This window comes from Desulfovibrio sp. X2, from assembly GCF_000422205.1.
Lineage (GTDB): Bacteria > Desulfobacterota > Desulfovibrionia > Desulfovibrionales > Desulfovibrionaceae > Alkalidesulfovibrio.
This window is the reverse complement of the sequence record NZ_ATHV01000004.1, coordinates 186,544-209,261: the sequence shown is the minus strand read 5'-3', so window position 1 is coordinate 209,261 and position 22,718 is coordinate 186,544. Positions and strand designations below refer to the sequence as shown.

The following is a 22,718-nucleotide window of genomic DNA, read 5'->3' as shown; positions in this document are numbered from 1 at the left end:
CGTTCGATCCGAGATTTTTTGGCGATTTCCGGGCAGGCGTCGCCCGGCCCGGGCCGCGGCTAGCCGCCGCGGCTCGAGTCGCGCAGCATGCGGCTGACCTTGAGCAGGCAGTCGCCGCCGGAGTCCGTGGGCGAGTCGGCCATGGCGCGCACGAAGCGGGCCGTGACGTTGCCGTTGCCGTCGATGCCCTCGATAAAGATGGCGCCGACCTGGGCGATGAACAGGGTGTTGCGGCCCGAGACGGGCGGCCGCTTGGGGTCGTAGAAGCCGAGCAGGGACACGCGCGGGCTGTCCAGGGGGTTGGAGAAGGCGCTGCCCTGGATGCTGTTGGTGGCGCTGTCCCAGTGCGCCGTGGGATCCTGGGCCACGAGGTCGGCGATGCCCTGCTTGACCGGGCCGTTGGTGCTGCCGGGCTCGATCTGCACCTCGTCGTTGGGTTCGACGACCGTGGCGTTCGAGCCGGAGCACCCGGCGATGTTCTCGCGCACCGCGTCGCCGCCGGTCACCGGGTTGCCCTTGTTCACGGGCGGGAAGTCGATGAGGTTGTAGAAGCTCGGCACCACGGCGTCGCTCGGGTCCTTGGGCTTGAGCACGACCTGCGTGCCCGCGTCCGCGTCGGTGTAGCCGGGCACCTGGACCGAGGCCATCTCGCAGCTGCTGCCCGTGTCGAGCCGACCGTTGTTCCTGAGCTTGGGATCGGGGTCGCAGGTGTCGTCCCAGGTGAACTTGGCCGGGATGGTGAAGGGCTTCAGGCACTCGCTCGAGCAGGTGCCGACGAGGCCCGCCCTGGCCGAGGCGCTGACGTCCGCGTTCGAGGTGCCGATGGCCCTGGCGAAGAAGAGGTTCAGGGCGTTCTTCCGCTCGGTCGAGAGCGTCACCCGGACCTCCACCTGGTCCGCGCCGGACGAGACCGGGGTGCCGTCGTGGTAGAAGGTCACGTCGCCGTCCCCGACCGCCGCGGCGGGCTTGTCCTCGGCGATCAGGTTGCGGCGGGCGTAGCTTTGGGCCACCGAGCGCACGGCGGCGAGGTCGTCGCCCTTGGAGAGCAGACTGCCCGCTCCTGCCAGGGCGCCCACGTCGGCCGAGGTCTGCAGCCTGCTCCGCGTGAACTGCATCCAGCCGAGGTCCACGGCCAGGGCCGCGAAGCCGATGATGGCCACGGCGGTCAGGCCGAGCAGGAGGGCTCCCACGCCGCGCTCGTCGCTGTGCAGGCGGGCGAGGACGCTTACTATTCTGCGGGCGGCTTCGTTCATTCCTTCCTCGCTTCGGCCACGGCCTTGAGCCCGTCCGGCATGAACACGTCGGCCGCGAAGAGCGCGAAGCCGTTCAGGTCGTAGCCGAGCTCCACGCGCACGCTGGTCCCGGAAACCGAGGCGTCCGGGGCCGAGGTCACGCTCACGGTGAGCAGGCTGGGCGAGAGCCCGGCGCTCTGCACGATGGTCCTGGCGATCCCGGCCGCGTCGCCGCCCCGGCTGGCCACGACCACGGCCTCGCGCGCGGTGCGCGTGAGGATGTTGTCGGCGTGCATCAGTCGGGAGAGGTCGATGGTTCCGATGAACAGCGGGAAGACCAGGAAGGCCAGGGTCACGGCGAATTCCACGGTGACGCTGCCCCGCTCCGAGCGCCGCAGGCGGCGAAGGATGTTCGAGACGATCGCGCGCATGGTCCGCCTACCTTTCATGGACCATGACCGCGGTCGAGGTCACCCGGTCGATGTCCACGAGGCTCGTCAGGGAGTGCAGCAGGGTCATGAAGGAGAAGCCCACGCTGACCTTCACGGACACGGGCTGGTCCGGGACGCGGGCGCCGATCTCGATGGTCGGCGGCTCCTCGATGCCGCCGTTCTTCAGATAGTCCTTCACCGTCTGCATGACCTCGTCGTCGCTCGTGTCCGTGAGCACGGCCATGCGCGCGCCTTCCTCGGCCGCGGCCGTGACCGTGTTCTGCGTCCAGAAGAGGCGGCCGAAGTCTATGACGCCCATGAAGAGCAGGATGAACACGGGCAGGAGCAGGGCGGTTTCCACCGCGGCGAAGCCGCGCTCCGAACGAGACAAGCCGCGCTCGGACCGGAACAGGCCGCGCCGCGGGCGGCTGCGTCCTTCGTCGGGGGCTGTCGTGCGGGTTCGAGGCGTGGTCGGCAGGGTCATGGTGCTCGCTTCCTGTCCAATAGAAATGGTCTATGGGCATGAGAGCAATGATCGGGCCAAGTGATGGATTGCTGTTTTTTTGAGCATATTCGAGCAGTTGACAGTCACCTGTTTTTCCTCTCCCGTGTCGCGTCGATCCACGGAAAGTGGAGAAGTCCACAAAGCCTTGAGGGGCGGGCCTTCGCGGGCTATATTGTGTCAAATCTGACATAATGAGGCTTTTCTTGGCTTGTGCCGGGAGGCGAGGGTAGTCGTTATGTCATGGAAGACATAATTGATCGTCCACCCCTCGCACAGGCGGGGGAGGAGGCAGGCATGAGCGGAAGGGAGCGGCCGGTGGTGCGGCTGCACATGTGGCTGGAGACCGACGAGGGCGTCTTCTTCGGCGTCGGGCGGGTGCAGCTTCTCGAGCTCGTGGACGAGCTCGGCTCGCTTCGGGCCGCCGCGGACCGCCTGGGCATGTCGTACCGCGCCGCCTGGGGCAAGATCAGGAAGACCGAGAAGATCATCGGCTTCAGCCTGATCGAGAAGCCCGCGGGCAACCGCGGCGGCTACCGCCTGACCGAGTTCGGCAAGCTCCTCGTGGAGAACTTCCGCGACTGGTACGCGGACGTGGAGACCCGCGCCGTGGCCCGGGCCAGGGAGATCTTCCCCTACGACGCCGAGCGCTACCGGGCGCCCAAGGGGCAGGACGCCTCCCGGGCCCTGCAGGACGCGCCCCGCGAGGCCCGCAAGGAGGACCCCTTCTCCCGCCGGTCGCCCGAGAGGATGGTGCGCGCGGCTTCGGGGAGCCGTTAATGTGTTATTCTTAACACATTAAAATATTTGAATTTTTGTTGCAAAAGCCCAGATGCCGGATATGCTTATGCCAAAATAGGCATGGTTTTCCGCCCGGGCAGCCGCTCCGGGCGCCGGACGCGCAACAAGGAGGCTCCCATGAAGTGGACGCGAAGGGATTTCATGAAGCTGACCGGGGCAGGTGTCGCCTGCATCGGCCTCAGTCAGCTCGGCGTGGACCTCGGCCCGGCCGAGGCGTACGCCGCCGGACTGAAGATCGACGGAGCGAAGGAGGTCATCTCGATCTGCCCGTTCTGCTCCGTGAGCTGCCACATCGTGGCCAGCGTCAAGGACGGGAAGCTCGTCAGCACCGAGGGTGACCCGGACTACCCCATCAACCAGGGCTCGCTGTGCGCCAAGGGCGCGGCCGTGCTCTCGCTCAGCCGCAACGACGACCGCCTCTCCAAGCCCCTGTACCGCGCCCCCTACTCGGACAAGTGGGAGGAGAAGGACTGGGGCTTCATGATCGAGCGCATCTCGCGCCGCGTGAAGGCGACCCGCGACGCCGACTTCATCGCCCGCGACGGCAAGGGCAACACGGTCAACCGGCTGGAGAGCGTCTTCCAGCTCGGCACCTCCCACATGGACAACGAGGAGTGCGCGGTAGCGCATCAAGCGATGAAGGGCCTTGGTGTCGTCCACATGGACCACCAGGCGCGCATCTGACACAGCGCCACTGTTGCGGCTCTGGGAGAGTCGTTCGGACGCGGCGCAATGACCAACCACTGGATCGACATCAAGAATGCCGATTCGGTCCTCATCATCGGCAGCAATGCCGCTGAACACCATCCGATCTCGTTCAAGTGGGTCCTGAAGGCCAAGGACCGCGGCGCCACCGTGGTGCACGTGGATCCCAAGTTCTCCCGCACCTCGGCGCGCTCGGACTACCACGTCCCCCTGCGCTCGGGCACGGACATCGCCTTCATGGGCGGCATGATCAACTACATCCTGTCCAACAACCTGTACTTCCACGAGTACGTGGCCAAGTACACCAACGCCTCCTTCGTGGTGGGCGAGGCCTACGGCTTCAAGGACGGCCTGTTCACGGGCTACGACCCGGCCAAGCGGGCCTACGACCGCAGCAAGTGGAGCTTCGTGAACGACGCCGACGGCGTGCCCATGCGCGACGAGAGCTTCGCGCACCCGCGTTGCGTCTTCAACCTGATGAAGCAGCACTACGGCCGCTACACGCTGAAGAACGTCTCCGCGGTCACCGGCGTGCCCGAGGAGACGCTCAGGAAGGTCTACGACTGCTTCGGCGCCACGGGCAAGGCCGACAAGGCCGGAACGATCATGTACGCGCTCGGCTGGACCCAGCACACCACCGGCGTGCAGAACATCCGCAGCGCGGCCATCGTGCAGCTCCTGCTCGGCAACATCGGCGTGGCCGGCGGCGGCATCAACGCGCTGCGCGGCGAGCCCAACGTGCAGGGCTCCACGGATCACACCCTGCTCTACCACATCGTGCCCGGCTACATGGCCCAGCCCATCGACGCCTGGCCGACGCTCGCGGACTACAACAAGGCCAACACTCCCGTGAGCCGTGATCCCGAGTCCGCCAACTGGTGGCAGAACAAGCCCAAGTACATGGCCAGCCTGCTCAAGGGCTGGTTCGGCGACAAGGCCACGGCGGAGAACGACTTCTGCTACGGCCTCGTGCCCAAGACCGCCAAGGGGGAGGACTACTCCTACCTCTACCTCTTCGACCGCATGTACAACGGCAAGATCAAGGGCGGCTTCATCTGGGGCCTGAACCCCATGAACAGCGTGCCCAACTCGAACAAGATCAGGAAGGCCCTGGACAAGCTGGACTGGCTGGTCCTGGCCGAGCTGCACCACACCGAGACCACGGACAACTGGCACAGGCCGGGCGTGGACCCGAAGACCGTGAAGACCGAGGTCTTCCTCCTGCCCTCCGCGCACCGCGTGGAGAAGGCCGGTTCCGTGACCAACTCCGGCCGCTGGTGGCTGTGGCACTACGAGGCCATCAAGCCCGCGGGCGACATCCGCTACTTCGGCCAGATGGTCGTGGACATCATGAACGGCGTGCGCACGCTCTACGCCAAGGAGGGCGGCGCCCTGCCCGAGCAGGTGCTGTCGCACGACTGGCCCGCGGCCTACGATCCCGAAGAGATCGCCATGCGCATCAACGGCCGCTTCACCAGGGAGACCAAGGTCGGCGACAAGGTCTACGCCAAGGGCCAGCTCGTGCCGAGCTTCACGGCGCTCGCGGCCGACGGCTCGACCTCGAGCCTCAACTGGCTGTACTGCGGCGGCTACACCGAGGAGGGCGGCAACAAGGCCAAGCACCGCGATCCGAGGCAGACGCAGATGCAGGCCACCATCGGGCTGTATCCCAACTGGGCCTGGTGCTGGCCGGTCAACCGCCGCATCCTCTACAACCGCGCCTCGGTCGACCCGGCAGGCAACCCCTACAGCCCGAAGAAGGCGGTCATCGCCTGGGACGGCGCGAAGTGGGTCGGCGACGTGCCGGACGGCGGCTGGCCGCCGCTGGCCTCGGGCAAGGGCAAGTACCCCTTCATCATGAGCAAGGACGGCTTCGGGCAGATCTTCGGCCCCGGCCGCCTGGACGGACCGTTCTCCGAGCACTACGAGCCGGTGGAGACCCCCGTGGCCTCCCATCCGTTCTCCCGGCAGCTCCACAGTCCGTGCTTCAAGTCCGTGCACAGCGACATGGACCTGCTCGCCAAGGCAGCGGATCCGCGCTTCCCCATCGTGCTCACCACCTACAGCGTGACCGAGCACTGGTGCGGCGGCGGCGAGACGCGCAACGTGCCCAACCTCCTCGAGACCGAGCCCCAGCTCTACGTCGAGATGAGCCATGAGCTGGCCAAGGAGAGGGGCATCAAGAACGGCGACCCCGTGGTCATCGAGAGCATCCGCGGACGCGTCGAGGCCATCGCCATGGTCACGGTGCGCATGCGGCCGCTCACGGTGCAGGGCAAGACCGTCCACCTCGTCGGCATGCCGTTCTGCTTCGGCTGGACCACGCCGGGAACGGGCGACTCCACCAACAGGCTCACGCCTTCGGTGGCCGACCCCAACACCACCATCCCGGAATACAAGGCCTGCCTCGTCAACGTGCGCAAGGCCAAGAAGGTCACGGAGCTGGCGCTCTAGCAACTTTCCCGGCGGCGGCCGCGCGGCCGCCGCCGGGAATACGCGAGTCGAAAAGGAGACGGACATGCCCAAGAGCATCTTCATAGACACGTCACGGTGCACGGCCTGCCGGGGATGCCAGCTGGCCTGCAAGGAATGGTTCGAGCTGCCCGCAAACCACACGAAGCAGAAGGGCACGCACCAGAACCCCCCGGACCTGAACCCACATAATTACAAGCTGGTGCGCTTCTTCGAGCACCGCATAGACGGCGTGACGCGCTGGTTCTTCTTCCCGGACCAGTGCCGCCACTGCGTGGAGCCGCCCTGCAAGATGACGGCGGACTCCTACGTCGAGGGCGCGATCATCCAGGACAAGGCCACGGGCGCCGTGGTCGTCATGCCCGAGGCCGTGAAGCTGACCGCGGAGCAGTCCGAGGAGGTCCGCCAGGCCTGCCCCTACGACATCCCGCGCTACGATGCGCAGCTGAAGCGCCTGACCAAGTGCAGCATGTGCTTCGAGCGCCAGGGCGGCGGCATGCTGCCCGCCTGCGTCAAGGTCTGCCCCACGGGGACCATGAACTTCGGCGAGCGCTCCGCCATGCTGGCGCTGGCCGAGGCCAGGCTGGCCGAGGTCAAGCGGGACTTCCCGCGCGCCATGCTCGGCAACCCTGACGACGTGAGCGTCATCTTCCTGCTGCTCGACGAGCCCACGCGCTACCATCCCACGGCCGTGGCCGAGCTCGGGGTGCCCGCGCCCGCGGCTCCCATGTCGCGCAAGAGCTTCCTGGCCGGGCTGACCAGGCCCGTCAGGCGCGTGACCGAGCGCGGCTAGCGTAAACGGGACACGACGAGGGATTCGGCAAGAAGACACACGATACACGAACGACGCACCTCCACGGCAGGGGCGGGCCCAGCGCCCGCCCCTCCGACCGCTCCCCGGGACCGGCGACCGACGGCCCCGGGGAGAAGGAGGGCGGCGGACAAGAATTTCGGAGGGAAGGCATGCAGGGATTTTCAGGCACGGGAACGAAGGACGGCGACGTCGCGCCGCGAACCGTCCCCACCATGGGGGAGGAGATGACCGGACCGGCCGCGAGCCTGTCCGGACTGGCCCAGGCAGCGGACGGCGACGCGGTGCGCGCGGCCTTTTCCGTCCTGCGGGCGCGTCGGCCGGAGTTCTCCGGCTACCTCGACCACTTCGAGGACCTGCTGGCCGCCGTGGCCGACGAGACCGCGCGACTCTCTTCCTGGGACCCGGTATTGCCGGGCGCGGACGCCCTGCGCCTCTCGCGCGGCGTGCCGCTCCTGCAGGGCGCGGACCCGGCCGCCATGGACGGGTTCGAGGCCGCGCTCACGGCCTCGCTCGAGACCTTCGCCCCGCTGCTGGCCGCGATCTTCCCGCCGCTCGGCCCCGCCGCCAAGGCGCTTCGCGCCGACGTGGCAGAAGGCCGCATGGCCGCCTCGGAGCTGGCCGCCCACGTGCTCGACGCGGATTCCGCGCGGCTCGCCGCCCTGGCCGGGCGCACCGGGCTCGACGCGGGCTCCCTGGCCTTCATGGCCCACTTCGTCATTTCCCCGGTCTTTCGGCGGCTGCGCGCCAAGGCCGCCCCGGTTCTGGCAGAGGGCGGGCTTTCCGGCGTCTGGCCGGGCGTGACCTGCCCGGTCTGCGGCGGCGCGCCCTCCCTCTCCTTCCTCAGCCGCGCCGAGCAGGGCGAGCTTTCCGAGTACCTGCGCGGCGGAGGCGGGCAGCGGCTGCTCTCCTGCGGCCAGTGCGGCCACGTCTGGCGCACGCGGCGCATCATCTGCCCGGGCTGCGGCACGGACGACCAGGACTCCCTGTTCTGGCGCGCGGCCGAGGGCGCCCCGCACGAGCGCATCTACGGCTGCTCCGGCTGCTCCACCTATCTGCCCTGCATCGACCTGCGCGAGTGCTCCGAGGACGTGGAGCCGCTCACGGCCCCGCTCGGCCTCGCGCATCTGGACATCGCGGCGCGGGAGTACGGGCTTTCGCCCGTGGGCTCCTATCCCTGGAACGCGTTCTAGAAGGGGAGGGGACGGCATGACGGGAAGGGCGACGACCGTGCGCGCCATCGTGCGCCACGGCCCGGGCGGCGCGGCCGCCCGCGACGACCTCATGGCCGTGGAGGACCCGCTCGAGATCTTCATCGACGACTCCCCCTACGCCATCACCATGCGCATGCCCGGCCAGGACCGCGACCTGGTGCTCGGCTACTGCCTGACCGAGGGGCTGATCCGCGACGCCTCGGACGTTGCGGACATCTCCCACTGCACGGCCGGGCTCGGCGAGAAGCGCATCTTCGTGCGGCTGCGCCGCCGCGACGCCTGCCGCGAGTCCAGGCTGCGCCGCTCGCGCGAGCATCTGAGCCAGTCGAGCTGCGGCCTGTGCGGCAAGGAGAGCCTGGCCGAGGTGCACACCGACGTGCCGCCCGTCTCCGGCGCGCACCCTGTGGGGGCGGGGCATCTCTGGCGGCTCAAGGCCGCGGTGGAATCCATGCAGGAGGTCTTCCGCCGCACCGGCTCCACGCACTTCGCGGCGCTGTGCGACCTGGAGGGCGAGATCATCTCCTTCGCCGAGGATATCGGACGGCACAACGCCCTGGACAAGGCCATCGGCAGCGTGCTGCGCCAGGGGCTGCGCGAGCGGGCGCACACGGCGCTCGTCTCCTCGCGGCTGTCCTACGAGATGGTGCTGAAGGCCGGGATGCTCGGCGTGGAGGTGCTGGCCGGACTCTCCGCTGCCACGAGCCTGGCCGCCGAGCTGGCCGAGGGGCTGAACATGACCCTCGTCGGCCACCTGCGCCCCGAGCGCATGAACGTCTACAGCCACGCCGAGCGCATTCTGGAGCCGGGCGAGCCGGGCGCGGATGTTGACGCGTCCCTCTTCCTACCGCTCCGTTCCTAGTCCCAGGGCGCTGAAAAGGCACCGTCTGCGGCGTCGCTGCGAAGAGTTCAAATCCTCGCGTATCAGGAATACGCTTCGGGCTTGAACTCTTCTTGCTCCTTGCATCCAACACTTTTTGAGCGCCCTGCCAGGGTGCTGAAAAGGCACCGTCTGCGGCGTTGCTGCGAAGAGTTCAAACCCTCGCGTATCAGGAATACGCTTCGGGCTTGAACTCTTCTTGCTCCTTGCATCCGGCACCTTTTGAGCACCCTGGAAGAGATGGGGGCCATTTTCCGCGCAAATATTTTCAGGGCTTCCACGCCCAGGAAACCCGTGTTCGTAATTCGGGCGTGTGGCGTGCGCCGCCGGTCGAGGCTGAGCCTCGCGCGGGAGAGTCCAGAGAGGGGCGCGTAGCCCCTCTCTGGCGGGAGGGTTCCGGGAGGGCGGCGCCCTCCCGGACCGCCGGAGGCAAAAAAAGCGGCCCGGGATTTTTCCCGGGCCGCCTGGAAGGGGCAGTGTGCGGAGCCTTTGGGGCTCAGGCGGCTAGCAGATCCACTCGTCGTCCTCGGCGATGGGCGTGAAGCCGCGGCGCATGGTGTTCTCGGAGACGCAGCGCGGGTCGAGGAACTGCAGGAGGTAGTCGGGTCCGCCCGCCTTGGAGCCCACGCCGGACATCTTGAAGCCGCCGAAGGGCTGGCGGTAGACCAGGGCGCCGGTGCTGTTGCGGTTCAGGTACAGGTTGCCCACGCGGAACTCGCGGCGCGCCTGCTCCAGGTGGCGCGGGCTGCGCGAGAAGACCGCGCCGGTGAGGGCGAAGCGGGTGGAGTTGGCGAAGGCGATGGCCTCGGTAAAGTCCTTGGCCTTCATGACCGCGAGCACGGGCCCGAAGATCTCCTCCTGGGCGATGCGGTGCTCGGGGCGGATGCCTTCCACGATGGTCAGGGGCACGTAGCAGCCCTTGGCGGGCACTTCGCGCTCGACCAGGATGCGGCCCTCCTTGCGGGCGATCTCCACGTACTCGCGCACGTTCTTCTGCTGCTGCAGGTCGGCCACCGGGCCCATGTAGTTGCTCGGGTCCTCGGCCGGGCCGATCTTGATGGACTTTGCGGCCTCGGTGAGGCGGGCGATGAAGCGCTCGTAGATGGGCTCGACCACGATGACGCGCGAGCAGGCGGAGCACTTCTGGCCCTGGAAGGCGAAGGACGAGTACATGATCTGGATCACGGCCTCGTCGAGGTCCGCGTCGTCGTCCACGATGATGGCGTTCTTGCCGCCCATCTCGGCGATGACCTTCTTGCACTGCTCCTGGCCCGGCCGCACCACGGCGGCCTTCTCCTGGATGCGCAGGCCCACTTCGACGGAGCCGGTGAAGGCGATGACGCTGACCTTGGGATGCTCGACGAGGTAGTCGCCCATGACGCTGCCGCGGCCCGGGCAGTAGTTGAACACGCCGTCGGGCAGCCCGGCCTCGCGGAAGATCTCCACCATGCCCCAGCCCACGAGGGAGGAGATGGAGGAGGGCTTGTAGACCACGGGGCAGCCGCAGGCGATGGCGGCCGAGGTCATGCCGAGCGAGATGGCGAGGGGGAAGTTCCAGGGGGCGACCACCGCGGCGATGCCCTTGGGCTGGTAGAAGAGGTGGTTCAGCTCGCCCGGCATGTTGCCCATGCGGCGCGGCTTGCCCAGGCGGATGGTCTCGCGGGCGTAGTATTCGAGGAAGTCGATGGCCTCGCCCACGTCGTGGTAGGCCTGGTCCCACTGCTTGCCGACCTCGAGCACCTGCCAGGCCGAGAGCTCGAAGCTGCGGCGGCGGCAGATGGCGGCGGCCTTCAGCAGCACCTCGGCGCGCTTCTCGGCGGGCGTGTCGCGCCAGGCGGGGAAGGCGCGCTCGGCCGCGGCGATGGCGTCGTCCACCTCGGCCGTTCCGGCCTGGCAGACCTGGCCCAGCACCTCGTCGGGATCGGCCGGGTTGTAGGAGGGGATGAGATCGGAGGTTGTCACTTCGCGGCCGCCGATGAAGAGCGGGTAGGTGCGGCCCTTCCTGGCGCGGACCTCGGCGATGGCGTCCACGAATCCCTTGCGCATGGCCGGGATGGTGAAGTCGACGTAGGGATCGTTCCTGAAGGGCGTGAGGCCGGAGGCCTGGTCCTTGGCCGAGACCTCGGCCGGGGCCTTGCAGGGGGCGGCGGCGCGCTCGCGTTCGAGCGTCTGGCTCGGGTTCTCCATGAGCTGGGCCACGTCCACGTTGTCCGCGAAGCCCTGGCGCAGGAAGGATTCGTTGGCCGTGTTCTCGAGCAGGCGGCGGACCAGGTAGGCCATGCCGGGCAGGAGGTCGCCGTAGGGGCAGTAGAGGCGCACGCGTCCGGCCACGTTCTTGAGCCCCTTGCGCACGGGCTCGGCCATTCCGTAGAGCACCTGGAACTCGAAGCGCTGCTCGGGCACGGAGAGGGCCTTGGCCATCTCCATGACCGCGCTGATGGTGCGGATGTTGTGCGAGGCGCACTGGAAGTAGACGAGGTCGGAGTTCTCGAGGATCAGGCGCGAGCAGCGCTCGTGCGCGATGTCGGACTCGGGCTTGCTGGTCCACACGGGGACGGGCCAGCCGGACTGCATGGCGACGACCGTCTCGTAGTCCCAGTAGGCGCCCTTGACCAGGCGCAGGCCGAAGGGCAGCTTCGTCTCGCGGCCCCAGGCGATGAGCTCCTTCAGGTCGTCCTCGGTGGAGCGGAGGTAGGCCTGCAGGACCACGGAGAGGTGCGGCCAGTGGCTGAACTCGGGATCGGAGCGCAGCCGCTTGAAGAGCTCGAGGGTGGCTTCCTTGTACTTCAGCTGCTCCATGTCGATGCACATGGCGCCGCCCATCTGGACGATCCTCTTGTAGATGGGGCGGATGCGCTTAAGCATGCCGGAGACCGTGCCCGCGACGTCCACGGCCTTGGACTGGGAGTAGAAGGCGGAGGGCTTGACCGAGACGTTGACCTTGGGCGCGCAGCCCCAGTCGAGGTCGCCGGAGGAGTTGTGGGCCTTCCAGCTCTTCTGCTCCTTCTCCACGGCATTCAGGACGTCCATGTAGCCCTGCATGTACTCGTCGCACTCGAACTCGGAGACCGTGGCCTCGCCGAGCAGGTCCACGGTGAAGGCGAAGCCGTCCTTGCGCAGCTTGTTCAGCGACTTGACGGCCTCCTTGGTGTTCTCGCCGATGATGAACTGCTTGGCCATGCCCTCGATGTTGGTGCGGATGATCTTGCCCATGGCCTTGGCGGCGAGGCTGCCGAACAGGCCGGACTTCTCCGCGCCCCACTTGAGCACGGCGGGGATGTCTCCGGCGCCCTCGCCGGTGAAGTATTCGTCGATGTGGCGCTGCAGCGAATCGGAGGTGTTCAGGTAGGGCAGGACGTCCACGAAGCGGAACAGCTGGACCTTGAAGTCCTCGTGCTGCATGGCCCAGTCCATGACCTTGCCGGTCCAGAAGCCCTTGTTGAAGATGCTCGGAGCCTCGCCCTTGATGGAGGCGAAGAACTCCTTGCCCCGGGCGACGATGTTCTGGTCGATCTGCTGCATGTCCATGGTCGCGTGCGCTCCTAGTCGTTGTCCTCCGGCGGCGCCGAGAGGGGGATGGAAGCCGTTTCCTTTATGGTGCGCAGCACGATGGTGGAGTTCGTGTCGCGCACGCCGGGGATCTTGCCGATACGCTGGAGGAATTCGGCCAGGGCCTCGGTGTCCGCCACCCTGACCTTGATCAGGTAGGCGGCCTGTCCCGCGGTGTAGTGCGTCTCCAGGACCTCGGGCAGGGCGGCGAGCTTCTGTCCGGTGTCCAGGGTGCCCACACCCTCCTCCACATGCACGAAGGTGTACGCGGTCAGCCCGAGGCCGGTGGCCTTGGGGTCGATGCGGGCCTCGTAGCGCTCGATGACACCGCGGCGTTCCAGCTTGCGGATGCGCTCGAGCACGGCGGACGGCGCCATGCCGATGGTCCTGGCGATCTCGGCGTTGGGCACCCGCGCGTTGTTGCGAAGGATGTTCAGGATTTTTCTGTCGATTGCGTCGATCATACGAATTACCCCGTTCAAAGTGACGTTTATTCGTGGTGGGCCAGAAAAGTCAAGACGATCGTCTGGCCTGAGCCTCTTTTTCCGCATGGATCACGAAAATGGGAATCCGTGGATTCTCTCTAAAGGTTTCTGCCAGACGACCGATAGGGCAGGCAACTCCTTGTCGCCTCATGTGCCCGGCGATGTCTGGGGTTTTCGCCGGGCCACAAAGAAAAACGGCGGGCCGTGCCCGCCGTTTGACTTTTCGTCGTCCGGTCGTCGACCGGGGGACCGGGCCCGCGGGCCGCGGGCGTAGCGGCTCAGGTCGAGGCGGCGGCGGTCTCGGCCTCGTCCCCGTCGGCTTCTCCCCCGTCCTGCCCGCTATCCTGCCCGCTATCCTGCCCGATATTCTGCCCGCTCTCCCGGGGGCCGCCATCCTGGCCCGCGCGCTTGGCGCGGTACATGTTCTGGTCCGCCAGGTGCAGCAGGTCGTCCAGGGTGCGGCCGGGCGCGTGCAGGGCCAGGCCCACGGAGGCGGAGAGCGTCAGCCCCCGGGCCGCCGGATTCGGCGCCGCGGCCGTTTCGCCGTCGAAAGTTCCGTCCTTCCTTTCCGTCCCATTCCCGATCCCGTCCGGCGCGGCGCAGACCTGCGCGGTGCACGCGGCCACGTCCACGGCGGCCACCTCCTCGCGCAGCCGTTCGGCCAGGGCCACGGCCTCGTCCTCGCCCGCGTCGGGCATGAGCACCACGAACTCGTCGCCGCCCAGGCGCGCGAAGATGTCGTAGCCGCGCACCACCTCGCGCATGCGCCGGGCCGCCTCGCGCAGCACGCAGTCGCCCGCGTCGTGGCCGAGCAGGTCGTTGACGGGCTTGAAGCGGTCCAGGTCCACGAAGAGCAGGGCGAGGGGCATGCCCTTGCGCTCGGCCAGGGCCAGGAGGCGCGGGGCGTGGCGCACGAGGTAGTGGCGGTTGTGCGCGCCGGTCAGCTCGTCGATGACCGTGTCGCGCACGAGCTGGTCGTGGTCGCGCACCGTGACCACGGCATGGCCGAGCAGGTCGCAGAAGTGTTCGAGGAAGTCCGTGGCCTTGTCGCTGGAAAAGCGCTGCGCGTCGCGGTCGCGCAGGACGATGACGCCGATGGGCCGACCGGGCGCGTACTTGTTGGGCAGGGGCTGGATGAAGCAGGAGCCCGGCGTCTCGCCGGAGCAGGGGGCCGGGCAGGGCGCCGCGGGGTCCAGGTGGTGGTCGAGGTAGGGCGCCTGGTCGCAGGTGCCCATGTAGGGCCTGCCGTTGCCGGGCAGCTCGGAGAGGAGCGCGCGCAGGACGCGGGGCTCGGCCGTGGGCACCTTGTCGGGCAGGAACTCGCCGAACATGGCGGCGTCCAGGATCACGCCGAGCTCGTCCATGCCGAGCTGGCCGCGCACGCCCTCGAGCACCAGGGGCAGGTCGCGCAGGGTGGTCAGGGTCTGCACGTGGTCTATGCAGCGCCTGATCTTCTCGAAGGATTCGAGCGCCGCGCGGTGCACCTCCGCCATTTCGCGCATGGCGGACTGCAGCTTGACGAGCATGTCTTCGTGAGGGCGGCGGCGCATATGGCCCTATACTGCCGGACCGCAAAAGGGGCAAGCCGCAGGCCCGGTTGCCGCCGTCTCCGGGGCGGAGTAAGGAACCCGCATGAGCACGCCGCCCGTTCAGCAACGCCCCGCCGCCGTTTCCTCCATCCCCTTTTCCGTCCCCTCTTCCGCCTCGCTTCTCCCGATGGGACGGCGCGCGGCGTCGCTTTGCCGCGTCGCGTCGCTCCTCGCCCTGGCGCTCGTCTGGACGCTCGGCCTTGTGGGCTGCGCCGCGACGGGCAAGGGGAGGGCGGGGGCGCCTTCCGCCTCCGGGGCAGGGGGGACGGCCGAGCCCGTGGCTGATCTCGCGCGGCTGCCGCAAAACGCCCTGGCCTATCTGGACATGCCGGGCAAGGCCGCGCCGCTGCTCCCGCCCGGCCGCCAGAAGGCGCGCTACGGGCAGTTTTGCGCGCGCTGGTTCGCGCCCTGGCACCGCACGAAGCCCGCGTTCTCGGCCAAGGACGCCCTGTGGGGCTTTTCCGCCTTCAAGGGAACGATCTGGGGCCAGGACCTGAGGCCCCGCCCGCCCGAGTGGCTGGAGGGGCTGCAGCGAAACGTCCGGCCCGCGACCTACCCGAACCTCTGCCGCCCGGCCGTGGCCCTGCGCCGCCTGGACCTGCGCGTGCTGCCCACGGTGGAGCCGGTCTTCTACGATCCGAGGAAGGCGGGCGAGGGCTTTCCCTTCGACATGAACCAGAACAGCGCGGTGCAGGCGGGGACCCCGCTCTTCGCCACCCAGGTCACGGCGGACGGCGCCTGGGTGCTGGTGGAGGGCCCCTCGGCTGCGGGCTTCGTGCCCGCGCGCGACATCGCCTTTGCGGGCGAGACCTTCCGCGCGCGCTGGGAGTCCCTGCCCCTGGCCGCGCTGATCGAGGACGGCGCGCCCCTGCGCGCGGCCGGGTCCTCGGCCTGCCCGGTCGACGCGCCGGAGTCCGGCGAGGGCACGGGCCGCTTCCTGGCCACCGGACGCGTGGGCATGGTCCTGCCCGCGCTCAGCGCCCTGGGCGAGATGAGCCTGCTGCTGCCCGCAGACGACGGCACGGGCGGCGCGACGAGCGTGGAGGCCCTGTTCCCACGCGGCGCGGCAGTGCCCATGCCCTGGCCCTTCACCCCGGTGCACGTCGCCGCGCTCATCGACCAGCTGCTCGGCAACCCCTACGGCTGGGGCGGGATCTACTGCCAGCGCGACTGCTCCGCGTCGCTGCAGGACATCTTCACGCCCTTCGGCCTGGCCCTGCCGCGCAACTCGGCCGAGCAGGCCAGAAGCGGCCCCTCCGTCCCGCTCGCGGGGCTCTCGGACGCGGACAAGCGCGCCGCGATCCTGGCCCAGGGGCGGCCCTTCGCCACCCTGCTGGCCATGCCCGGCCACATCCTGCTCTATCTGGGGAAATGGGACGGCGAGCCCGTGGTCTTCCAGACCGTGTGGGGGCTGCGCACGAATGCGCAGGGCCCCGCGGGCCGCCTGGTCATCGGACGTTCGGTGATCACCGGGCTCGCGCCCGGCGCGGAGCGGCCCGAGGTGGCCAAGCCCGAAGGCCTGCTCGTGCACCGCCTCACGGCCATGACCTTCATCAAATGATCGGGCCCGGCTCTCAGCCGGAATCGTCCGGCCGCCCGTCGTCCTTCTTCGCGGCCTTCCTTTTGGCCGCCTTGCCCCGCACCTTGGCGAGCAGCCCGCGGGGCGCCTCGGGGGACGGGGAGGGCTCCCCGTCCGCACCCTTCTCTTCCTCGGACGCGGGCGCGGCCCGCCAGTCCACGGAGCGCAGCACGTCGCCCCGGCAGTAGACCAGCAGCCTGTCCCCGGCCTTGATCTCGTCCGTGCCGCTCGGCGTGCCGACGAAGCGGCCGTCGCGCCGCGTGATGCCCAGCACCTGCAGGCCGAGCTTCTTGAGCCCGAGCGTCTGCAGGTCCTTGTCCACCAGCCAGAAGTCGTCCTCCACCATCAGCTCGTTGATCCTGAATTCGCCCAGGTGCATGAGGCTCACGTAGTCCTGCACGTCGATGTCCGTGTAGCGCTTGAGCGCCCAGGTGATGAGCCGCGAGAGGTGGGTGTTGACGAAGCGGCTGCGGCTGGCGGCCACGAGCAGGACGAGCCCGGCGCCGAGGTAGATGGCGTGGTGCATCTCCGCCTTGGGCCCGGAGAGGTTCACGAAGGTCAGGGCCAGGGAGGAGATGGCCGTGACCAGCCCCGCGTTGCCCCAGAGCATGAGCTGCATGACGATGCGCCGCCTGACCGGGTGGTTGACCACGCCCTCCGCCTCGTGCGTGGTGAAGCCCACGCCGGTGAGCGCCGAGCGCGCCTGGAAGCGGGCCGTGTCCTCGGACAGGCCGGTGTGCATGAGGGCGATGGTGGCGATGCGCGTGACCACGAGCGAGAAGGCGATGACAGAAAGAAGGGTGACGATGGCGAGCATGCGGCTCCTTGCGGCCGGGCCGCGTCAGGCGGCGGTGCGGCGCGCATGGGGCAGGGGCACCACGAGCACCGGGCAGGGCGCGTTTTCGATGATCGTGATGCCGGTGTAGCTGATGCGCGCGAGCTTGCTGCGGTGGACGCCGATGACGATGAGCGAGGCCGGAAGGTCCCGGGCCAGCTTGCACACGGCCATGGCCGGGTCGTCCGGGCGGCACTCGAAGAAGGCCTGGACGTCCTTCAGCCCTTCACCCTCCTCGTTGCGGAAGCGGTCCTCTGTCTCCAGGCAGGCGGCGACGCAGGCGGGGTGCGCGGGATCGTCGTGCATGAGGCGGTAGTCCAGGGCGTGGAAGACGTGCAGCCGGGCGCCCTCGCGGCGCGCCAGCTCCGCGCCCGCGGCCAGAGCGGCGCGGCCCGGGTCGGAGAATGAGAAGGCCACCAGGATGGTCTCGTACATGCTGCGCCTCCGCGTGCGGTGCTGACGGACGGGGGGTATTGCGGCCCGACAATAGCACAGAACCGCTCCAGGGCAAGGGGCAGGGGGGACGGCAGGGCGGAGGGGGAAGGGGAGCGCGCTGCGGGCCTCTGCCTCTGCCCGCCCCGCGAATTGCGGACGCGCCCCCCATCTCCCCCGGACGCTCAAAACGCGTCGGATGCAAGGCGCAAGAAAAGCTCGAGCCCGACGCGTATTCTCCACACGCGAGGGTTCGAGCTTTTCGAGGCGACGCAGCAGACGGCGCTTTTTCAGCGCCCGGGGCCTAGAGGCCGGTGGGGCCGAACTTGTTCTTGGCGAGGAAGAGGAAGAGCTCGTGGCGCTTCTTGTAGGGGGGGAACTTGAAGAAGGCCGAGCCGGAGACGAGCACGTCGGCGCCCGCCTCGACGATGTTCTCGGCATTCTCCGGGGTCACGCCGCCGTCCACCTCGATGAGGGTCTTGCAGCCCGCCTTGTCGATCATCTCCCGCAGCTCGCGGATCTTGTCGAGCACGAAGGGGATGAACATCTGACCGCCGAAGCCGGGGTTGACGCTCATGAGCAGGACCATGTGGCACTGCGGCAGGACGTACTTGATCATCTCGAGCGGGGTGGCCGGGTTCAGCGCCACGGCGGGCTTCACGCCCTGGTCCTCGATGTGGGAGAGGGTGCGCTCGAGGTGCTTGGTGGCCTCGGCGTGCACGCAGATGAGATCCGCGCCCGCCTCGGCGAAGTCCACCACGTAGCGCTCGGGCTGCTCGACCATCAGGTGGCAGTCGAAGAAGAGGTTGCTCTTCTTGCGCAGCGCGGAGACCATCACCGGGCCGTAGGTGATGTTCGGCACGTACATGCCGTCCATGATGTCCAGATGCGCCCACTTGATGTCCGCTTCCTCAAGGGCCGCCATCTCTTCGCCCAGGCGGGTGAAGTCGGCCGAGAGCAGGGACGGGGCCAGAATGATATCGCGTTCCATCACGCATCCCCCTTGCGTTTCATCTTGAAGTCGACCTTGATCTTGTAAACCTTCTCGGCCGGCAGGTACATGATTGGTACGCCGGTCTTCTGCGTGATGGCCTTGAGCTTCGCCTGGACCGTGGCCGCGTCCTCGCCGATGTAGGAGAACCAGACGTTGTAGAAGTGGCGGCGCAGGTAGTTGTGGGTCACGCCCACGTGGCGGTTGACCTCGGCGGTGAAGGCATCGAGCTTGTCGTCGGACACGTGCGCGGCGCACAGGGTGGAGTGCCAGCCGAGCTTGCCGGACTGGAAGTTGGCGCCCGTGCGGCGGATGATGCCCGAGGCTTTCAGCGCCCGCACCCGGGCCAGGGTCTCGGCCTCGGTCAGGCCGAGCTCGCGGCCGAGGGCGCGGTAGGGCCGGGAGACGAGCGGGAAGTGCGACTGGATGATGTCCAGCAGGCGCTTGTCCAGGTCGTCCATACCTTCGGTGGGACGGGCGGCAGGACGGGCGGCAGGACGGGCGGCGACGGGATCAGCCATGGCAGGAGCCTCCGCCGCAGGTCCCCGCGCCGCCGGACTGCTTCCCGGACGCCTTTGCGGACTTTTTGGGCGTGTACGAGCACAGCGGCTCCTCGTCCAGGTAGCCGGAGCGCATGGTGGCGGCGCGGGCCCGGCAGCCGCCGCACACGCGCTCGTACTCGCACTGCCCGCACTTGCCGGTGTAGACCTCGGGGTTGCGCAGGTTCAGGAACTGCTGCGAGCGCCGCCAGATCTCGGGGAAGGGCGTCTCCTTCACCTGGCCGCAGTCCAGCTCCAGGTAGCCGCAGGGCTGCACCTGGCCGGTGTGCGAGACGAAGCAGAAGCCCACGCCGCCCAGGCACCCGCGCGACACGGCGTCCAGGCCGAAGGTCCCGAAGTTGACGGGAATGCCCTCTTCCTTGGCCCGCTGGCGCAGGATGCGGTGGTAGTGGGGCGCGCAGGTGGCCTTCAGCTGCATGGTCGTGGTCTTTCTGAAGTCGTAGAACCAGTTGAGCACGGATTCGTACTCGTCCGCGGAGATGATCTCCTCGCCGAGCTCGGCCGCGCGGCCCGTGGGCACGAGCAGGAAGATGTGCCAGGCCGAGGCGCCGAGGTCCTCGGCCAGGTGGAAGATGTCCTTGAACTTCTCCAGGTTGCCGCGCGTGACCGTGGTGTTGATCTGGAATTCGATGCCTGCGTCCTTGAAGTGGCGCACGGCGTTCAGCACGCCCTCGAAGGCCCCGGGCACGCCGCGGAACACGTCGTGCGTGGCCGCGTCCGCGCCGTCCACGGAGAGCGAGCAGCGCTCGATGCCCGCGGCCTTCATCTCGCGCGCGATCTCGGCCGTGACCAGGGTGCCGTTGGGGGCCATGACGCAGCGCAGCCCCTGGGCCTTGGCGTGGCGCACGAGCTCGAAGATGTCGGGCCGCATGAGCGGCTCGCCGCCGGTGAAGATGATGATCGGGTTGCCCACGTCCGGGAAGGTCTCGATGAGCGCCTTGGCCTCCTCGGTGGAGAGCTCGCCCGGATAGGGATCGAGGTGCGCCTCGGCCCGGCAGTGCTTGCAGGCCAGGTTGCAGGAGCGGGTGACCTCCCAGGCCACGAGGCGGCAGACGGGCGAGCCGTCTTCGAGCGTCCTCGCGCCGCCGTGCCCGCCCTCGCCCACGTCGCCCTTGGCGCCGCCCGGATGTCCCTTGGGATGGCCGCCCGGGTGTCCGCCCGGGTGTCCTCCCGGATGTCCGCCCTGGTGTCCGCCAGAATGCGCGGCGGGGTGTCCCTGTCCGTTCATGTGCTCGTCGTGCTTCATGGCTCTCTTCGGCCCGTTCGGGCGCGTTCCTCGCGCGATGCCTACTTGAGCAGCGGCAGCAGCTCTTCGGCGAAGTAGGTCAGGATCATGGAGGCCCCGGCGCGCTTGATGCCGAGAAGGCTCTCCAGGGCCACGGCCGTGCCGTCCACCCAGCCGCGCTCGGCGGCGGCCTTGATCAGCGCGTACTCGCCGCTCACCTGGTAGGCGGCCACGGGCGCGTCAAAGGCCTCGTAGAGGTCGCGAATGATGTCCAGGTACGGCCCGGCGGGCTTGACCATGAGGAGGTCCGCGCCTTCCGAGAGGTCGGCCGCGGCCTCGCGCAGCGCCTCGCGTCGGTTGGCCGGGTCCATCTGGTGGGTCTTGCGGTCGCCGAACTTGGGCGCGCCCTCGGCGGCCTCGCGGAACGGGCCGTAGAAGGCGGAGGCGTACTTGACCGCGTAGGACATGAGCGGGACGCCCGTGTGGCCGTGCTCGTCCAGGGCCTCGCGGATGACCGCCACGCGGCCGTCCATCATGTCCGAGGGGGCGACCATGTCCGCCCCGGCGCGCACGTGCGAGAGCGCGGTGCGCGCCAGAAGCTCCAGCGTCGGATCGTTCTGGATGTCCTCCCCGCGCACGAGGCCGCAGTGGCCGTGCGAGGTGTACTCGCACAGGCACACGTCCGTGATCACGTAGAGGTCCGGGAACTCCTTCTTCAGCGCGCGCACGGCCTGCTGCACGATGCCCTTCTCGGCGTAGGCCTGGGAGCCCTGCGGGTCCTTCTCCCTGGGGATGCCGAAGAGCAGGCAGGAGACGAGGCCGTTCTTCACGGCCTTCTCCGCCCGGCGCAGCAGCTCCGGAATGGACAGCTGGTACTGCCCCGGCATGGAGCCGATGGGCTTTTTGTACTTGGAATCGTCGGTCTCGTACGCGAACCAGGGCTGGATCAGGTCCTGGGGCCGAAGCTCCGTCTCTGCCGTCATGCGCCTGATGGCCGGATCGGCGCGCAGGCGACGGCCGCGGAAGAAGTCCATCGTCGTATTCCTCGCTCCCCGCATTCGGCGGGAGATCGTTTCGTTTCTGCCGTCGTGCGGCCGCCTAGCGGGCGCAGGCCGCCTCGTCGCTTCCGCCCCGCTCGTCCGGACGGCACACGGGCTCGCCCGTGATCTCGTCGTCCGTCAGGTAGCAGGCCGGGTCCTGCGCCCAGATGTCGCCGTACACGGCCTCGGCGCGGGCCCGGAAGTTGCCGCCGCAGATGTTCAGGAAGCGGCAGCGGGCGCAGCGTCCGCCCACGTAGGGCCGCTTGTCCTTCAGCTTGTGCAGCATCTCGATGTTCGGGTCGTCCCAGATCTCGGAGAAGGGGCGCTCGAGCACGTTGCCGAAGGTGTGGTTGCGCCAGAACTGGTCGGCGTGCACCTGGCCGTCCCAGGAGATGCAGCCGATGCCGCGGCCCGTGCTGTTGCCCTCGTTCCAGGACAGCAGCTCCAGGACCTCGGCGGCGCGCTTGGGGTCCTCGCGCAGCATGCGCAGCCAGAGGTAGGGGCCGTCCGCGTGGTTGTCCACGGTCAGGACCTCCTTCTCCTTGCCGCGCTCGAACAGGGCGCGCGTCTCGTCCATGATCAGGTCCACCACGGCGCGGGTCTGCGCGTGGTCCAGGTCCTCGGCCACCATCTCGGAGCCGCGGCCCGCGTAGACCAGGTGGTAGAAGCAGATGCGGGGCACTTCCAGGTCTTCCAGGAGGCGGAAGAGCGTGGGCACCTCGCCCGCGTTGTGGCGGTTGATGGTGAAGCGCAGCCCCACCTTGAGCCCTTCGGCCTGGCAGTTCTCGATGCCCTGGATGGCCTTTTTGAAGGCGCCCGGCACGGCGCGGAACTTGTCGTGCACGGCCTCGCCGCCGTCCATGGAGATGCCCACGTAGGACAGGCCCACGTCCTTCAGCTCGCGGGCCTTCTCCTTGGTGATGAGCGTGCCGTTGGTGGAGATGACCGCGCGCATGCCCTTGGCCGTGGCGTGGCTGGCCAGCTCGGTCAGGTCGCGGCGCACCAGGGGCTCGCCGCCGGAAAAGAGCATCACCGGCGCGCCGTAGGCGGCAAGGTCGTCGATCATGGCCTTGGCCTGCGCGGTGGAGATGGCGTCGCGTCCGCCCAGCTCCTCCTCGGCCTCCACGGCCTGCGCGTAGCAATGGATGCATTTGAGGTTGCACCGGCGGGTCATGTTCCAGACCACGACGGGCTTCTTGTCCTTGGAGAACTGGAGAAGATGGGAAGGGAGCTTGCCGGAATGGCGCCCGTAGCGCAGGGCGTCCGAGGGCTCCACCGTACCGCAGAAGAGTTTGGAAATGCCGATCACGTGTGACCTCCGAAGATGATGCGAAGAGAGCGGGCTACCACATTTCGCCCCCCCTGAACAGCCCCGCGCGCGGTCGGAG

19 protein-coding genes are annotated in these 22,718 nt (G+C 68.5%); 6 read left to right on the top strand and 13 right to left on the bottom strand.

The annotated features are described in order from the left end of the window. Positions 1 to 59: 59 nt before the first annotated feature. Genes DSX2_RS02405 through DSX2_RS02395 form a run of 3 tightly spaced genes read right to left on the bottom strand, consistent with a single transcriptional unit; the run spans position 60 to position 2,054 of the window. Complete coding sequence (locus DSX2_RS02405) at positions 60 to 1,253, bottom strand: TadE/TadG family type IV pilus assembly protein (RefSeq protein ID WP_020879439.1); 1,194 nt, start codon at positions 1,251 to 1,253, stop codon at positions 60 to 62. Beyond that, positions 1,250 to 1,663 (bottom strand): TadE/TadG family type IV pilus assembly protein, encoded by a 414-nt coding sequence (locus DSX2_RS02400; protein ID WP_020879438.1) that lies wholly within the window; start codon positions 1,661 to 1,663, stop codon positions 1,250 to 1,252. The genes DSX2_RS02405 and DSX2_RS02400 overlap by 4 nt, the downstream gene beginning before the upstream one ends. 7 nt (positions 1,664 to 1,670) lie before the next feature. Further along, on the bottom strand, positions 1,671 to 2,054 hold the full coding sequence (locus tag DSX2_RS02395; RefSeq protein WP_236615059.1) for a TadE/TadG family type IV pilus assembly protein: 384 nt from the start codon (positions 2,052 to 2,054) through the stop codon (positions 1,671 to 1,673). Positions 2,055 to 2,462: 408 nt separating this feature from the next. On the opposite strand from DSX2_RS02395, the gene DSX2_RS02390 reads away from it, so the two are divergent. From DSX2_RS02390 to fdhD, 5 genes are all read left to right on the top strand, one after another. Further along, positions 2,463 to 2,945: a winged helix-turn-helix domain-containing protein gene (locus DSX2_RS02390; RefSeq protein ID WP_020879436.1), complete on the top strand. Its 483-nt coding sequence runs from the start codon at positions 2,463 to 2,465 to the stop codon at positions 2,943 to 2,945. 138 nt (positions 2,946 to 3,083) lie between these two features. Beyond that, positions 3,084 to 6,125: a formate dehydrogenase-N subunit alpha gene (gene fdnG / locus DSX2_RS02380; protein WP_084486377.1), complete on the top strand. Its 3,042-nt coding sequence runs from the start codon at positions 3,084 to 3,086 to the stop codon at positions 6,123 to 6,125. Positions 6,126 to 6,189: 64 nt separating this feature from the next. Then, positions 6,190 to 6,936: a 4Fe-4S dicluster domain-containing protein gene (locus tag DSX2_RS02375; protein ID WP_020879433.1), complete on the top strand. Its 747-nt coding sequence runs from the start codon at positions 6,190 to 6,192 to the stop codon at positions 6,934 to 6,936. 170 nt (positions 6,937 to 7,106) lie between these two features. Beyond that, a complete protein-coding gene (locus tag DSX2_RS02370; RefSeq protein WP_020879432.1) occupies positions 7,107 to 8,147 on the top strand; it encodes a formate dehydrogenase accessory protein FdhE in 1,041 nt (346 codons plus the stop codon). A gap of 16 nt (positions 8,148 to 8,163) precedes the next feature. After that, complete coding sequence (gene fdhD, locus DSX2_RS02365; protein WP_020879431.1) at positions 8,164 to 9,027, top strand: formate dehydrogenase accessory sulfurtransferase FdhD; 864 nt, start codon at positions 8,164 to 8,166, stop codon at positions 9,025 to 9,027. 522 nt (positions 9,028 to 9,549) lie between these two features. Here fdhD and pruA read toward each other — a convergent pair. From pruA to DSX2_RS02350, 3 genes are all read right to left on the bottom strand, one after another. After that, on the bottom strand, positions 9,550 to 12,573 hold the full coding sequence (pruA, locus tag DSX2_RS02360) for an L-glutamate gamma-semialdehyde dehydrogenase (protein WP_020879430.1): 3,024 nt from the start codon (positions 12,571 to 12,573) through the stop codon (positions 9,550 to 9,552). Between the two features lie 14 nt (positions 12,574 to 12,587). Beyond that, on the bottom strand, positions 12,588 to 13,058 hold the full coding sequence (locus DSX2_RS02355) for an Lrp/AsnC family transcriptional regulator (protein WP_020879429.1): 471 nt from the start codon (positions 13,056 to 13,058) through the stop codon (positions 12,588 to 12,590). 299 nt (positions 13,059 to 13,357) lie between these two features. Then, positions 13,358 to 14,605: a sensor domain-containing diguanylate cyclase gene (locus tag DSX2_RS02350; protein ID WP_236615058.1), complete on the bottom strand. Its 1,248-nt coding sequence runs from the start codon at positions 14,603 to 14,605 to the stop codon at positions 13,358 to 13,360. 190 nt (positions 14,606 to 14,795) lie between these two features. Here DSX2_RS02350 and DSX2_RS02345 point away from each other — a divergent pair, with 190 nt between their 5' ends. After that, complete coding sequence (locus DSX2_RS02345; RefSeq protein ID WP_152512815.1) at positions 14,796 to 16,229, top strand: NlpC/P60 family N-terminal domain-containing protein; 1,434 nt, start codon at positions 14,796 to 14,798, stop codon at positions 16,227 to 16,229. Positions 16,230 to 16,242: 13 nt separating this feature from the next. Here the strand turns inward: DSX2_RS02345 and DSX2_RS02340 are convergent, their stop codons facing one another. From DSX2_RS02340 to ahbC, 7 genes are all read right to left on the bottom strand, one after another. Further along, positions 16,243 to 17,064 carry a TrkA C-terminal domain-containing protein gene (locus DSX2_RS02340; RefSeq protein ID WP_020879426.1) on the bottom strand — a complete coding sequence of 274 codons (822 nt, stop codon included), beginning with the start codon at positions 17,062 to 17,064 and terminating at the stop codon, positions 16,243 to 16,245. 24 nt (positions 17,065 to 17,088) lie between these two features. Continuing rightward, entirely contained in the window at positions 17,089 to 17,517 is a 429-nt protein-coding gene (locus DSX2_RS02335) for a universal stress protein (protein WP_020879425.1), read from the bottom strand. A gap of 301 nt (positions 17,518 to 17,818) precedes the next feature. Next, positions 17,819 to 18,505 carry a ribulose-phosphate 3-epimerase gene (gene rpe / locus DSX2_RS02330; RefSeq protein WP_020879424.1) on the bottom strand — a complete coding sequence of 229 codons (687 nt, stop codon included), beginning with the start codon at positions 18,503 to 18,505 and terminating at the stop codon, positions 17,819 to 17,821. Further along, positions 18,505 to 18,966 (bottom strand): AsnC family transcriptional regulator, encoded by a 462-nt coding sequence (locus DSX2_RS02325; RefSeq protein WP_035040194.1) that lies wholly within the window; start codon positions 18,964 to 18,966, stop codon positions 18,505 to 18,507. The genes rpe and DSX2_RS02325 overlap by 1 nt, the downstream gene beginning before the upstream one ends. 52 nt (positions 18,967 to 19,018) lie before the next feature. Continuing rightward, a complete protein-coding gene (gene ahbD / locus DSX2_RS02320) occupies positions 19,019 to 20,311 on the bottom strand; it encodes a heme b synthase (protein WP_020879422.1) in 1,293 nt (430 codons plus the stop codon). 41 nt (positions 20,312 to 20,352) lie between these two features. Further along, the gene (hemB, locus tag DSX2_RS02315) at positions 20,353 to 21,324 is read right to left on the bottom strand and encodes a porphobilinogen synthase (RefSeq protein WP_020879421.1); all 972 of its coding nucleotides are present in this window, start codon (positions 21,322 to 21,324) and stop codon (positions 20,353 to 20,355) included. Between the two features lie 64 nt (positions 21,325 to 21,388). Further along, complete coding sequence (gene ahbC, locus DSX2_RS02310) at positions 21,389 to 22,639, bottom strand: 12,18-didecarboxysiroheme deacetylase (protein WP_020879420.1); 1,251 nt, start codon at positions 22,637 to 22,639, stop codon at positions 21,389 to 21,391. Positions 22,640 to 22,718: the final 79 nt, after the last annotated feature.